Annotated in this window: 8 protein-coding genes; 3 read left to right on the plus strand and 5 right to left on the minus strand. The window is 63.6% G+C overall.

Annotation, left to right across the window (positions count from 1 at the left end; genetic code table 11):
- Positions 1-141 precede the first annotated feature (141 nt).
- Positions 142-2547, minus strand: coding sequence for a putative bifunctional diguanylate cyclase/phosphodiesterase (locus E1N52_RS13105; protein WP_165979369.1), 2406 nt, complete (start codon positions 2545-2547; stop codon positions 142-144).
- A 254-nt stretch (positions 2548-2801) separates the two neighbouring features.
- On the opposite strand from E1N52_RS13105, the gene E1N52_RS13110 reads away from it, so the two are divergent.
- From E1N52_RS13110 to E1N52_RS13120, 3 genes are all read left to right on the plus strand, one after another.
- Positions 2802-3134, plus strand: a complete 333-nt coding sequence (locus tag E1N52_RS13110) for a PilZ domain-containing protein (RefSeq protein ID WP_165979370.1) — start codon at positions 2802-2804, stop codon at positions 3132-3134.
- 60 nt (positions 3135-3194) lie between these two features.
- Positions 3195-3449: a hypothetical protein gene (locus E1N52_RS13115; RefSeq protein ID WP_205965607.1), complete on the plus strand. Its 255-nt coding sequence runs from the start codon at positions 3195-3197 to the stop codon at positions 3447-3449.
- Between the two features lie 282 nt (positions 3450-3731).
- The gene (locus E1N52_RS13120) at positions 3732-5414 is read left to right on the plus strand and encodes an alkaline phosphatase family protein (RefSeq protein ID WP_133183210.1); all 1683 of its coding nucleotides are present in this window, start codon (positions 3732-3734) and stop codon (positions 5412-5414) included.
- 69 nt (positions 5415-5483) lie between these two features.
- On the opposite strand, the gene E1N52_RS13125 is transcribed toward E1N52_RS13120, so the two are convergent.
- The 4 genes from E1N52_RS13125 to E1N52_RS13140 form a co-directional block, all read right to left on the minus strand.
- Positions 5484-7478 carry an alkaline phosphatase family protein gene (locus E1N52_RS13125; RefSeq protein ID WP_133183211.1) on the minus strand — a complete coding sequence of 665 codons (1995 nt, stop codon included), beginning with the start codon at positions 7476-7478 and terminating at the stop codon, positions 5484-5486.
- Between the two features lie 358 nt (positions 7479-7836).
- A complete protein-coding gene (locus E1N52_RS13130; RefSeq protein ID WP_133183212.1) occupies positions 7837-9627 on the minus strand; it encodes an FAD-binding oxidoreductase in 1791 nt (596 codons plus the stop codon).
- A 32-nt stretch (positions 9628-9659) separates the two neighbouring features.
- On the minus strand, positions 9660-14030 hold the full coding sequence (locus E1N52_RS13135) for an ATP-binding protein (protein ID WP_133183213.1): 4371 nt from the start codon (positions 14028-14030) through the stop codon (positions 9660-9662).
- A 191-nt stretch (positions 14031-14221) separates the two neighbouring features.
- Complete coding sequence (locus E1N52_RS13140; RefSeq protein ID WP_133183214.1) at positions 14222-14560, minus strand: hypothetical protein; 339 nt, start codon at positions 14558-14560, stop codon at positions 14222-14224.
- Positions 14561-14576 lie beyond the last annotated feature (16 nt).

Genomic DNA, 14576 nt, shown 5'->3' on the forward strand with positions numbered 1-14576 from the left:
TGAAGTGAGCGGGCATCAATCGGAAATGAACGGACAGCCGCGAGGGCGGCGCGTCTTTTTACGGCGGATCGACGGAAACGTTGAGTGAATTTTTTGTGACGCGGCTAATCGTCACGCCGCGTGAGCGCGCCGTTGCACGGTTCACGCGGGCAGCGGCGCCGGACGTGTCGTCGCATTCGCCGCGATGTCGGCAATTGCGCTGGCGCTCACGGCGTGGCTGTACAGAAAACCTTGGGCATGCGTGCAGCCGTTCTGCAGCAGAAAATCGCGATGTCCGCTGGTTTCGACGCCTTCCGCGATCAGCTCGAAATTGAGCGCTTTCGCCACGGCGATGACGGCGAGCGTGATCGCTTCCGTTTCCGTGTCATGGCCGATCTCGCGCACGAATTCGCGGTCGATCTTGAGGCGATCGACCCGAAAGCGCTTGAGATACCCGAGGCTCGAATAACCCGTGCCGAAATCGTCGATGGCGACGCGCACGCCCATCTCCCGCAGACCGGCCAACGTGCGCGCAGCGAGCTCGGGCGTGCGCATGAGCGCGCCCTCGGTCACTTCGAGTTCGAGCAACTCGGGCGGCAGACCCGAGTCGCGCAGCGCCTCCCTCACCTGACCCATCAGGTCGCCATGCTCGAACTGCAAGGGCGAGACGTTGACGGAGACGCGTATCGGCCGCGCCGGGTCGAGATTCCAGCGCGCCGCTTCCTGGCATGCTTCGCGCAGCACCCATTCGCCGATGCCGCGAATCAGGCCGGTTTCCTCGGCGACGGGGATGAACACGGCCGGCGATACGCTGCCGAGTTCCGCGTCGGTCCATCGCAGCAGCGCCTCGGCGCCGATCATCGTGCCCGTTGCCATATCGAATTGCGGCTGATAAAGCACGGTCAATGCGCCGTTTCGGAACGCCTGGCGCAGACGCGTCGAAATGCGCAGGCGCGAGGTCGCGGCTTCGCTCAATTCCGGGCGATAGAACTGGTACTGATTGCGGCCGTTCTGCTTGGCCAGATACATCGCGGCGTCGGCATTGCGCACCAGCGCGTCGGCGTCGTCGCCGTCGGCGGGGTAGAGGCTGATGCCGATGCTGGCCTCGATGAAGAGTTCGTGGCCCGCTACCTGTATCGGTTCCGTCATCGCGGCGAGCAGTGAGTCGAGCAGCGGTTCGAGCAACGGCGCAGCGCCGTCGGCGATGACCATGAATTCGTCGCCGCCATAGCGCGCCACCGTGCCACGCTCCCCGACGACGCGCTCGATGCGCCGCGCGATCTGGGCGAGCAGCGCGTCGCCGATGCGGTGGCCGAGCGAGTCGTTGACCTCCTTGAAATTGTCGAGATCGAGGAAGATCATCGCGAGCGTCTTGCCCGCACGGCTCGCCTGCTGCAGTTCCCGGTTCACGCGCTCGTCGAAATACTTGCGGTTCGTGAGGCCGGTGAGCGCGTCGTATTCGGCCCGGTGTCTCAGTTCAGCCTGTGCTGCGAGCTGCGTCGTGACGTCCTCCATCACGCAAAGGGTCGCGCTTCGGCCGTCGAAATCCGTTTGCAGCTGGAGCACGTTCATCGAGCGTAACTCGCCGCTCTTCGTTCGGTGTTCCCAGATGGCTGTGCCGTCGTCCTGCCCGCGCGCGTGCGCGAACGATGCCCCATGCAGCGCGGTCTTGTTCATGCGCAGATCGCCAAGCTTCAGCTCGAGCATCTCGCTCGCGCGGTAGCCCAGCGCTTTCGCCGCCATGTCGTTGACGGCGACGAGCCGCATGGACGCGTCATCGACGATCCAGATCGGCAGCGGGTTGAGCTGAAAGAGGCGCTTGTACTTCTTGCGGTTGACGTCCGCCGTCTGGAGCGCCTTGCGCAACGATTTCGTGATGCGCGCGTTGCGGCGAAGGAATGCCAGCAGCAGGCACGCCGCGGCCAGTCCCGATCCGAGCAGGAGCGCCGAAGCCATTTGCGAATCGCGCGATGCTCGCGTGACCGACTCGTCGAGATGCGCGTCTTCGTCCATGCGGATCTCGCCGATCTTTTGCATCGTCTGGAAGAAGCGCGCGTCGAGTTCGCCTAGCGACGGCGTATCCATCTTCACGCTGCCCGGCTTGAGCATGGAGTACATCGCGAGCCGGTTGCTCAGGGCGCCCAGATGGCGAATCATGTCCTTCAACTCGTCGAGCAGGGCGATGCAGCGCTCGCGGCCTTCACAGGTCCGCTGCGCCGCGTTGGCGTTGTCGATGAGTGCCGGAAGCGGATAGATGTAGGCGGCGCGCCGATAGAACGGCCGCGTGCCGATTACCGTGTAGAGCTGCTCATGCTCGTCGAGAAGTGCATCCTGCAGTTCGTCGAGATCCCGCTTGGCCGATTCGACCGCACGCTGCTGCGAAAGCGCATACCGCTGCTCATGAGATTGCCGCAGGGCAATGGCGGTATTCAGCGCGATGGCCGACAGGATCGTAAAGAGCGCCAGCGGCGCGACCAGCCGGGTTTTTTGTGCGCTCCATACGTGCAGCACACGCCATAGGCCGATGAGCGCCGGCTTTGCGGCCGGATTTCCTGCGCTATCTCCCATCTTGCTGTCCTCACGCTGCATGCTCGTCACCCTGCGCCCACAATCTATGCAATTGACATATCGACAAAGATCCGCGCAACTTGAGGGCGGGCAATGGCTATTTCGCCAGGGCGGATACGGGGCGGATTTTGAGGCGGAAGGCGGGCGGCCGGACTGTTCAGGCGCTTATTTGTGCGCACTCACGTTAAAATCCGACGCTCAATAAAAATGAAACGTTGAAAACAGGTGCAATGCGTATGCGAAGTGGACTGGATATGCGTCGGGAGGTCCGTACGCCGCTGTTGTTCGCCCCGCTGCTTCTGAACAAGGACGGCAGAGCTCTCGCCCAGGTCGCCGACCTCAGCTCGCGCGGGGCGCTCCTGCACGCGCGCAACGGTCTGCTCTTCCGCGGAGAGACGGTCTCGGGGTGGCTGCAGTCGGCGCCAATCGACGACGAAGACGAGATCGTCCTGGCCGTCGCACTCGATGTTCGCTGGATCTCCGAGGATCAGGAAAGAGGGTGGAGCCGTGTTGGTTGCGAGATGCATCCGCTGGATCATCGCTCGAGGGTGCGTCTGCAAGACCTGATCGCGAAGGCCGCACCCTAGCCGATCAACTCGTCATGCCGAGGCGCTAAAGTTTGCGAGCCGTGCGCCGAAAATCCCTGCATGGCGCACGAACAACCCAAACCACCGCAAAACGATCCGATCTGGGCAGAAGCACGGGCGCTGGAAGCCAGCATCCGCGCGATCAGACGGGCGCAGGGAAAGCGGAACCCTGAAGATTGTGTTCCGGGCAGCCCGGAGTCTTTCGCGGTCATGGAAGCGTTCGTGCGCGATGTCGGGCGTGTGCTCGCGCTCGATATGCTCGAACATGAAAAGAACAATGACAGCGATGTGAACGGAGCGGGTTCGGCTGGTTAGACGATTAGCGCAATAAATGATAAACGTTATCATCAGGATTCCAGATTTACATTGGAAGTAGATTAATCGACCCGAAGGGATCAGTGCATTCACAACGTTATGGAATAGCCGCGCCGCCCTGATACAACCTGTTACATTGAATCAAACGCACGCCCCTCAAGCCTTCCGCGCTCCAGTGGAATACATCCGAAAGTAATCTTTCACGGCATTTACTCATTCCGCGACTTATCTCCTCTAGGGCGCATTCGCGCCCAATTCATAATTCATATCAAGAGGTGAAGAATGAACGAGATCGGAAAGCGGTTTGGAGTCAGGGCAATCTTCACTGCGAGCGTGCTCGCGTTTGCGAGCATGGCCGCGGCAGCGCAGGATCATGATGGCGATCACAGCCAGCAATACACGCACGTTTTGCTGATCAGTGTGGACGGGATGCATGAGGCCGACCTGGAAAACTACGTCAAGACGCACCCGCAATCCACCTTCGCGAAGCTCGTCAAACATGGTGTCGAGTACACCCACGCTTCGACGTCCAGGCCTTCCGACTCGTATCCCGGGCTCCTTGCATTCGCGACCGGCGGCAGCCCGCTGAGCCACGGCGTCTTCTATGACGACACCTACGACGCGACCCTGTACCCGCCGGGCAGCAATTGCACGGGCACGCCGGGCACCGAGGTGACCAACTTCGAAGCGCTCGACTGGGATCTCACCCAGCTCGACGGCGGTTTGCCGCCTGCGGGGGCCACGTACGACAAGCGCAATCCGCACATCAATCCCGCAAAGCTTCCACTGCGCAAGACGGCCGGCGGTGCCTGCGTGCAGGTCTGGCCGCATCTGTACATGAAGAACGGGACGAACACGATCTTCGAGATCATTCATCAGGCCGGCATGCGCACCGCGTGGTCGGACAAGCACCCGGCCTACGAGATCGTGAACGGACCTTCGGGGCTGGGACTCGACGAACTCTACGCGCCCGAGATCAACTCGACCTCACTGCAAGCCAATGGCTTCCCGAGCGCGCCCGCGACGGACGACTGGACCGCCGACCCGATATATACGCGGGCTTATGACGGCTTCAAGGTCAAGGTCGTCTTGAACTGGATTCATGGCCTCGATCAGACCGGCACGAAACAGGTGGGCGTACCCGCGATCTTCGGCATGAACTTTCAGGCGGTGAGCGTCGGGCAGAAGGTCACGTCCGCGATGGAAGGCACGACCACGACGCGTGGCGGCTATCTCGACGCAGCCGGTACGCCGACCGTGCCGCTCGAGCAGTCGCTCGACTTCGTCGATGCCTCGCTGGGCCAGATGTACGATGCGCTCAAAGCGGGCCATCTCCTGCATTCGACGCTGTTCATCGTCGGCGGCAAACACGGCCAGTCGCCGATCGACCTCAAGAAGCTTCACATGCTGAGCGGTTCGAAGAACGCGTATGCCACTGCCGACGTGAGCGATGTCGCCACCGTGCTCGGCAATGGCGGCGTGCAGGTCGCCCAGGAAACGGCCGACGACGTGTCGCTCATCTGGCTCAAGAACCACGGCGATACGGCAAAGGCGGTCTCGCTCCTTGACGCTGACGAGGCGAGCGGCAATTCCACTCACATCCAGACGCTCTACCACGACGCAGCGTTGAAGGCGATCTGGGGCGACCCTGCCCAGGGCCGTGTCCCTGATCTCATCATTCAGCCGATACCCGGGACGATCTACAGCAAGAGCGCGGCGAAGCTGGCAGAGCACGGCGGCATGTACACGGACGACACGAACACGCTGCTGGTGGTCTCCAATCCGAAGCTGCAGAAGAATGTCGTCAATACGCCGGTGACCAACATGCAGGTGGCGCCGACCATCCTGAAGGCGCTCGGTCTCGACCCGCACAAGCTGGTAGCCGTTCAGCGTGAAGGCACCCAGGTCCTGCCGGGCCTCCAGACCACGGGAGACGATGACTCGGGCAATCAATCGGAGCAGTAATAGCAAGCGCGCCGACGGCCCCTTTTGGGTTGGGGCCGTCGGCGCCTTCGGTGTGCGTCCAGACTGCGATCAGAAAGGGAACATGCCAGCCGCGCCCGCGTTGCCATTGCCCGCTCCGGACTGCGTGGCGGGTTGGAACTGGAAGGCACTGAACAGGTCGCCGATCGCCGGCGCGTTCGTCGGCACGTATGGGCTCGTGGGAAGCTGGACAGGATTGGGGAGATTGTCGCGACTGCGCGCCGTGATCGGTCCCAGCGACCAGTTGTGTTCGATGAATTTCACGAGCGACACGTGATCCGAATAGTCGTGAACGACACGGCCTCCGCGCGAGTACGGCGACACGACGATCAGCGGAATGCGCGGGCCGTCGCCGAAGAAGTCCACGGGTTGAATGTAGCCCGAGTCGTAATAGCCGCCACCTTCGTCGGTCGTGATGAAGATCGCAGTGGAGGCCCACAGCGCGGGGTTCGCCTGAACGGAATCGATGATCTTATGCACGAACCCTTCATAAAGACCGAACTTCGAAGAGGACGGATGCCCATCGAGTAATCCGCCTGGTTTCACGAACGACACCGCGGGTAGCGTGCCATTTGCGATGTCGGAATACAGGTTCGGCGTGTCCTGAAGATGCGCGGCCACCAGCGACGGATTGGTCATGATCGCCGTTTCATAGAGAAACGGATTGCAGATATTGCAGTAGACGCTCGTTGAAGGACTGGTGATGAATGTCTTCCAGCCTTCGCCGTAGTACTTCCATGAAATATTGTTCTCGAGGAGCGTATCGGCGATCGTGCGCACCGGTGAAGGTGGAATGGTGAACGTACCCGTGTTGACGGTGCCGTCACCGTTGTAGCCGGGGTTGTAGTTGTTCAGCAGATAGTACGTGCTGGGCGCGCAGTTGGCATTGGGGTGATACGGCAGGCTGTCGAGATATTTTCGTATCGCGCCTACGCCAGGCTGCTTCGGATCCGAGCAATTGCTATATGTCCCGCCCGTATAGCCGTCCTGCGCATACCAGTTGTTGGTGCCCGGCTGCGGCCGCGGATTTTCAATCTCGTTCTGGGGCGGCGTTGCCGGATTGCCTTTGCCGTCCGTGTAATAGAGCGCGTCGGCCGTTCCGATCATGATGCTGTTCGCGCCCGTGCCGCCCATCACCGGCTGGTGATAGTTGTCGCTGATCGTGTAGTGACGTGCGAGATCCGTGAAATAGGGCATATCGCCGGTATTCACGTTATAGAACCCGAGTGCGGTCGCGCCTTCGTTGGTCGACTGATCGGTGAAGTGGGCCGCTTGCGCAGTGCCATTCGATCCGGCGCCGATCGACACTTCGACCCACGCAAAGAGATCCATCTTGCAGCCGCTCGGATTATCGAGCGTCGCGTGCGCGATATTGCAGTCCGACTGCTGCCAGTTCTGGTAGAACCGATGCACCGGACTGTTCATGTACTGGTCGTAGTTCGGACCCACACGCGAGATCTGATAGGGGCCACTCTGCAGGTTGTACAGGTTCGACCCAAAGCGCGCATCAGGCACGTCGTTGGGGAGGCCCGTTGCGCCCGTCGTCAAATGAACGACATCCTTCGACTCAAGGGCATAACCTTCGGCTGCGTGCGCAGCCGCAAGTGTGGCAAACGGCGGCGGACTCGCGTCGCTCGCGGCGGTCGGCGCCGAGCCAGTGTTGGGCGCCGGCAGCGTCGGGTAAGGTTGCTTCGACGTTGGGCTGGCGTCGAAGCGCGAGGGATTCGTGGCCTTGGCCATGTATTGCTCGGCGACCTTGTAGTTGGGTCCGGGTCCCCCGTCAGCCCGGATGATGCCTCTCGACAGAAGGTTCCATATGGTCTGGCCCGAGCGCGGCTGATAAGCGCCAAACACGTGATCGAACGTTCGGTTTTCGCCCACGATGATGATGACATGCTTGATCGGCGTTGCCGTGACCGAAGATGTATTCGCGGTGGACTGGCTATCGGCAGCAGAACAATAGAGTGCCGTAGCCGCTAGCGAAACTGCCGCAAGCAAGGCAGGAACGGCAGGCCGTTGGTGTCTGGATCTCGATGTCTGGCGCATGTGTCTCTCCATTGAAGCGTTGCACTTCTTTGCATGACGGTGGGGCGGCGATTGCGTCACTTCAAATCATTACGGCGTGTTACAGGCTGGAAAGCTAGACCTTCCACATGACGTTCAGGGGGCGGCAGTAAGTCGGTTCTGTGCCGGTCACGTGACCGTGCCTACGATTGACCTTCGCGGATCTTTCGATTGATGCAGGACGTTTGCAGTGCCAGATGGCAGGAGTCCTGATGAGGTGGGTGTGTGGCGTGAGGATGCGGGAAATAAGGGACTATCCCTATCTGCGCGCTGAGTCGCGAGAATGCGGGTACTTATTTAGTCTAGCTAAGCAAGGAGCGAACGCCCAATATTGCAACGTTCACGACTGCACGGGCGTAAAGCCGTCCGGACTCCAGTCCTCGCTACCCACTCCGTGATGGACGTAGAAGAAACCTGCCGGATCGTAGCGATCCTTGATCGCTTTCAGCCGCGCGTAGTTGACGCCCCAAAACGCTTCGCGCCAATCGCTGCGAAAAAAATCGGTCTCCGAAATATAGGAGCCGCTTTCTGGCGCTAGCGCCTTGAAAATGGCCGCGGCCTTGGCTATGTTCGCGGCGTTGCGATGTGCCTGCGCCATGTCAGGCGCGGGGATGGGCAGGCCCGGAAAGGGTGGCGGCCCGCCGGTGGCGACGATCATCAGGCCGAAGGCGTCGGCGACTTTGGGGTTCGTCGCACACTGACGCGCCTGCTCGTTCACCTCCGGCGGCGCGCCCGCAAGTCCCTTGTTGAAATGCAATTCGACGGATTGAAATTGGGCCGCCGCCACGAAGGCGTCAACGAGCCGGCCGCGTTGCGCCGGTTCGAGAAGGGCCGCAGGCAGCCATTGCGACTCGTAGGCGTGCAGGAAGGCGGAGGCCTGCTCGCCATCGCCTTGCCACCAACCATGGTTGTGGGCGGCTCCCGCGCGCGGGTCGGGCACGAGTCCCGGGTTGGCTTCGACGTCCCACCAGCGGCGCGATGGGCTGGCGCCGACACGAGGTCCCGCGTTGAAGGTGAAGTCTGCTGGCGAGGCGCGCACCCAATCGATGAAAGGCGCCCACACCGACTTGGCCTGATGGTCATCGAGACCCTGGCACACCATCGCCGCCTCGATCTCGTCGCTGTGAAAGACGAACCGCTCGCCCCAAGCAGGGTTGAACAGATTCTCTGCATAGTGATCGACTAGTCGCGCAGCCAGTCGCCGGTAAGCCTCAGGCGTCGAAGCCTTGATCTTGAACATGGCCCGGCCGAAGTTTTCGGGCAGGTCATGGGTCTTGAGCGTGAGCTTCGTCACCACACCGAAACTGCCGCCGCCGCCACCTTTGAGCGCCCAGAAAAGATCGGGCTCCTGGCATGCGTTGACCGTGCGGACAACGCCGTCGGCAGTGACGATCTCCGCCTCGAGCAGACTCGCGGCCGCGAGTCCGTAGCGTTTCGACCAGGACCCGAAGCCGCCGCCCAGAACGAGGCCGGCAACGCCCACGGTCGTACAGCCGCCGCCCTGAACGTAGCGTCCCGCCTGCGTCGTGACGGCGGTATAGGCGTCAATCCACATGCAGCCGGCCTCCACCGTCACGGCGTGCTGTGGCGGCGTCGAGCAACCGGCTGGAACGAACGCATCATGGAGTGCGATGCGGTTCATTCCGCGCGTCCAGATCAGCAGGGAATCTGGCGCGTTCGAGCCGCCAAGGTAGCTGTGGCCGCCGCCTTTCACCACGAGGCGCAAATTGTGTTGACGCGCGAAATTGACGCCCGCGACGACGTCCGCGGTCGAGCGGGCTGCCACTGCGTAGGTGCTTGCCTTTGCCGTCCATGCATCGAGCCAGCCGGAGACCTGGGTGGCGCCTGGATCGTCGCCGAGCGCGAACGGATTTCGCGCTTCCTTGATTCTCGCGAGGCACTCTGGCGCGTGGGGCGCTTGCGCGCAGGTCTGCCAGATCGTGGTGGGTTGCAGCAGATTTCCGCCAACGGCCTGGCTCAGCGCCTCCCATTCCGGCGCTTTCGGCCAGGCAGGGTCGCCAGGCCGGATGCGGCCCGCGCGCGCCGCGGCCGGCAGCGCGCCGGCGAAGCTCGTAGTGGTGGCAAGGCACGGCAAGGCGACAACCCCCTTTAGAAGGCAGCGTCGTTTCATGACGGCTTTTCTCCTCGCGACGGGTGAAACGCTTAGTTTTCCCAATTATGATGCAGCGCTGCCAGAGCCCGCTGAAGCGCTTGCTGCTCGACGGGTTTGACGAGGTGATAGTCGAAACCGGCTGCGCGCGAGCGCTGGAAATCCTCCGCCTGGCCATAGCCCGTGATGGCGACGAGGCGAACACCCGCGAGCTGAGGCATTGCGCGCAGCGTTTGGGCAAGCTCGTAGCCGCTCATGCCGGGCAGCCCGATGTCGAGCAGCGCGATCTCGGGAAGAAACGCTGCGGCGACCTGGACCGCCTCGGGTCCGCTGTAGGCGACGGCCAGCGTATGACCTTGCAGCGCAAGGAGTGTCGCGAGGGAATCCGCGCCGTCCTTGTTGTCGTCCACCACCAGTACACGGCGGGCATCCACATCGATGTAACCGGCGCCCGCCACCGGGTCGGCGGGTCGCGCGACGCGGCGCAAGCGAATTTCGAAGGTCGCCCCCTGTCCAATGCCGAGGCTTTGCGCACTAATCGTTTCCTGGTGCATTTCCACGAGGCGCTTCGTCACTGCGAGGCCAATTCCCAGCCCCCCCTGCGCGCGATCGAGCGTGCGCTCGCTCTGCACGAACAGGTCGAACACATGCGGCAGCAACTCGGCCGAGATACCCGAGCCGTTGTCCGACACCCCGATGACAGCGTTGGCGCCTTCCGCCCGGCTCCACACACGGATCGCGCCGCCGGGGTTGGTGTATTTCACCGCGTTGGAGAGCACGTTGGCGACGCACTGCACCAGCCGCGCCATATCGCCATTGACGTAAAGCGGATCGTCGCTCTTTGCGGTTTCGACCGTGAGCGTATGCTGCCTTTCGCGCAGCCGCGGCTCGACTGTTTCGATACCGAGGGCCACGACGCTCGCGAGGTCCACGGCTCGCCGCCGCAACTTGATACGGCCCTGGGTGATGCGCGAAACATCGAGGAGATCGTCGACCAGCCGGCTCAGTTGGGTGGTTTGCCGCTTGATCATGTCGATGGCCAGACGCGCATCGGCGTGGCCGACAAGCATGCGCGAAAGCAGCTCGCCGGCATTGGTGATCGGTGCGAGCGGATTGCGCAGCTCATGGGCCAGCATCGCGAGGAATTCGTCTTTCTGGCGGTCCGCGAGACGCAGGGCGTCGGCGCCGCGCGCGCGCTCCTCGGCTTCCTGGTGGCGCGAGATGATGATGGCCGCGGTCTGCGCGAGACGCATGGCCAGTTCACGATCGAGATGGGTGGGCTTGCGCGGCGCCTCGTGATACATGGCGAACGTTCCGACCACTTTCCCGGCGGAGGTTTCGACCGGAAAAGACCAGCAGCCGCGATAGCCGTGCTGCTGGGCGAGCCACAGCCAGTCCTTCCAGGTGGGGTCCTCGGTCACGTCCGGCGTGATGACGGGCTGCCGCGTATAGGCCGCCAGTCCACAGGCCAGCGAGTCGGCAGCGATGCGAAAACTGTCGACGCTCACGGCGTAGTCCGCGGACATGCCGGTGACGTGCCGCAACTCCGTCTGCTCCTCGTTGGCGATATAGAACGCGCAGCGGGCGCGCCCGCCCATCTGCCTGACCGCCACCCGGGTGAGCACGTCGAGCGAGACGGCTAGCGGCGCGTTGTTCACGGCGGCCTGGAAGGCTTCCTTCTGCGCGGCCACCCACGCCGCGGTGTCGCGCAGAACCGCCTCGACGCGCTTGCGCTCGGTCATGTCGACCGCCATGCCGAACCACTCGACGATCTCGCCGTGGCTGTCCAGCACCGGGATCGCGCGTGAAAGCGTCCAGCCGAGCGTGCCGTCCAGGCGTCGCACGCGATGCTCGAGTTCGAACTTGCTTTTGTTGCGAACGGCCAGCTCGATGTGGGCGAGCACGGCATCGCGATCCTCCGGCGCGACGTAGCGTTCGAGCCAGCCCGAACTGGCGTCTTCCGTACTGGCGATGAAGTCTCGACCCTGCAAGAACCGCATTTCGCTCCAGTCGGCGCTCATCGAATAGACCGCGTCCGAAGAAGCATTGACCAGTGCGCGAAACCGCTCTTCGCTTCTGCGCCGCAACGCCGTGAGTTCGAGCAGCGCGCCGATCCGGGCGACCAGTTCGCGCGCGGAGAAAGGCTTGACCAGGTAGTCGTCCGCGCCCGCCCCCAGGCCATCGACGCGCGCTTCTTCGCCCGCGCGCGCGGAGAGCAGGATGACGGGGATATCGAGTAGCTGCTTGTCGGTGCGCACGGCCCGCAGCAAACCCAGGCCGTCGAGCCGGGGCATCATGATGTCGGCCAGAATCAGGTCGGGCCGCTGCCGCGCGGCGGCTTCGAGCGCCGCGGCGCCATCCGGCACGACCTCGACGACATAGCGGCCGGCCAGCAGGCTGCGCACATAGGCGCGCATGTCGGCGTTGTCGTCGGCGACCAGCACACGCGGTTTGTCTTCCCCCGCGCTGGCGGGCAGGGCGACGACGGGCACTGCGTCGGGCAGGATGTCCGGAGGGCCTGCCGGCTCGTCCACCACGCTCTCGGGTATCCACCGCAACGCCTCCTGCACGAAGGCCTGCGCGTGGATGGCAGTCGAGTCGCCGGCGTGCACCGCCTTGAGCCGGTCGGCGCTCAAATGCGCCGCGCCGAGCGGGATGCTCACGGTGAATCGTGTGCCGCTGCCGTGCTCGCTGGCGGCGGTGATCTCGCCGCCATGAAGCTTGACGAGCTCCTGCACGAGCGAGAGCCCGATGCCCGTACCTTCCTGGGTGCGGCCAGCGACCCCTTCGACACGATGGAAGCGCTCGAAGATGCGCGGTAATTCGTTCTCCGGAATACCTGCGCCGGTATCGTTCACTTCGAGCAGCGCCTGTGCGTCGCGTGCATGCAGCCGAACCGCGATCTCGCCTCGCAGCGTGTATTTGAAGGCGTTGGACAGCAGGTTGAGAACAATCTTCTCCCACATTTGCGGGTCGACGTAGACGGGCTCGGCGAGCGTTTCGCAGTCGACCGTGTACGCTAGGCCACCGCGCTCGATTGCGGAGCGGAACGTCCCGGCCACGTTGCGGGTGAGCTCCGCGAGATCGGTCGGCTCATACGAGGCTTGCACGCGACCGGCTTCGATGCGCGAAAAATCGAGCAGCGTGTTCACGAGCCGCAGCAGCCTCAGCGCGTTACGATGCGCCAGAGCGAGCTGGGCGCGCGCCGGGTGCGGCACTGAGGGGTCCGAAGCAAACTCGGCAACGGGGCCGAGCATGAGCGTCAAGGGCGTGCGGAATTCGTGGCTGACGTTGGAGAAGAACGCCGTCTTGGCGCGGTCGATGGCGGCCAGCGCCTCGGCCCGCTTGCGCTCCTCTTCGAGCGCCCGCGCGTCGCGAATCGCGGTGACGACCTGTGATGCAGCAAGCTCGAAAAAGGTGCGATAACTCGCATCGAAAACGCGATGCGGACTGAGGCCGCAAATGAGCACGCCGAAGGCGCGTGAACGATCCGTCGAGGCGAGCGGCAGCACGATGGCCGAGCGCGTTGCTTCGTCCCACGGACTGCGGGGCAGCGCATCCGTCCATTGTGGCGCGAGCGGCATGACCTCGACACGCCGATCGAGCGCGACTTCCCGCAGCGGCCAGGGCTCGCCCGAGTGCGCATTCGCGAATTCGACCTCAGCCGGCGCCAGTTGCCCGAGCGCCTGCGCATCGACGCCTGCGCTAGCCACTCTGCGTGCGTGGGTGCCTTCCTCGTTCAGCAGGTAGAACACCGCGAACGGCGCATCCCAGGGATTGTCGGCGAGCGCCGCGGCGGCGTTCTCGCATACCTGTTCGGCGGTTTGCCCGTCCGCATCGGCCGAACCGCGCGCGCCGAGGTCGCGCAACGTGCGCAGCTGCCGGTCGACGAAGATCTGCTCGGAGATTTCGGTGACCGTTGCGAGCACCCCGCCGATGCCCGACTCGACAGACTCGTCCGGCACCGGACTGTAGGCGAGGCGGAAATGGGTTTCTTCGCGCGGCACCCTGCGCTCGATGAGAACGGCGATATCGTCGTTCACCGATGCCGGACCGCCGCGAAACGGCCGTTCGGCCATCGGGCCGAGGATATGAAAGACCTCGCTCCAGCAGTCGCGAAAGCGCTGGCCCATCGCCCGGGGATGCTTTTCGCCGAGCACGGGCCGGTAGGCGTCGTTGTAAATCTGGACGAAATCGGCGCCCCACCACAACAGCATGGGCGAGTGATTGTGCAGGACCAGCGACGCCGTGGAGCGCAACGCCTGCGACCAGCCGTCGACCGCCCCGATCGAGGTTTGGCTCCAGTCGACTGCGCGAGCGAGCGCGCAGGCCTCGCCTGGGCCCAACAGGCATCCGGGGGCCGCGTTCGCCTCGCCTCCGGGGCGTGGCGTGTCCGGGAAACGGTGGTCCTCGGTTGACGACATCGGGTGCTTGCGCCTCCAGTGTCCGCGATTCCTTGCGGCCCTGTCTCCACGGGCAACGCAGAGGGGTCGGGGTTTTTTTATGATATCAGCAATGCTGCGCGCCTCATGGGTGCACAGCAAGTCGCGGGCCGCGGCGCTGTTTGCGCCGCGCTGCCGTCCTGAGTCAGTCCTGGTTCAGTCCTCGGGTGCAGCTATTGCTGGTTAGCCGGGGACACGACGCTCGGGGTCGCGAGCGAATTGTTGCTCTTGGGACCGCTGGTATGGGGCGCCACGTCAGGGTTCGTGCCCTGCTGCTGGGGTGAGTTCGGCGGGGCCATGCCCATGCCGCTATCGGAGTTCGTCGCGCCGGGCATCCCGTAGCCGCTCGATGTGTCGTTCATCTGGTTCGTCGTCGCGCCGGGCGCCGTGCCCAGGTTGGACGAACTGCTGCCGCCCGTGCCCGCGCCCGCCGGCGCCGTTTGTGCATACGCACCGCCCGACAGTGCGAGCACGGCGGCGGCCGCAATAAGGGTGCTGATTGCCTTGTTCATGATCCGTACCTCCTTG

Source organism: Paraburkholderia guartelaensis (assembly GCF_004353905.1).
GTDB classification, from domain to species: Bacteria; Pseudomonadota; Gammaproteobacteria; order Burkholderiales; family Burkholderiaceae; genus Paraburkholderia; species Paraburkholderia guartelaensis.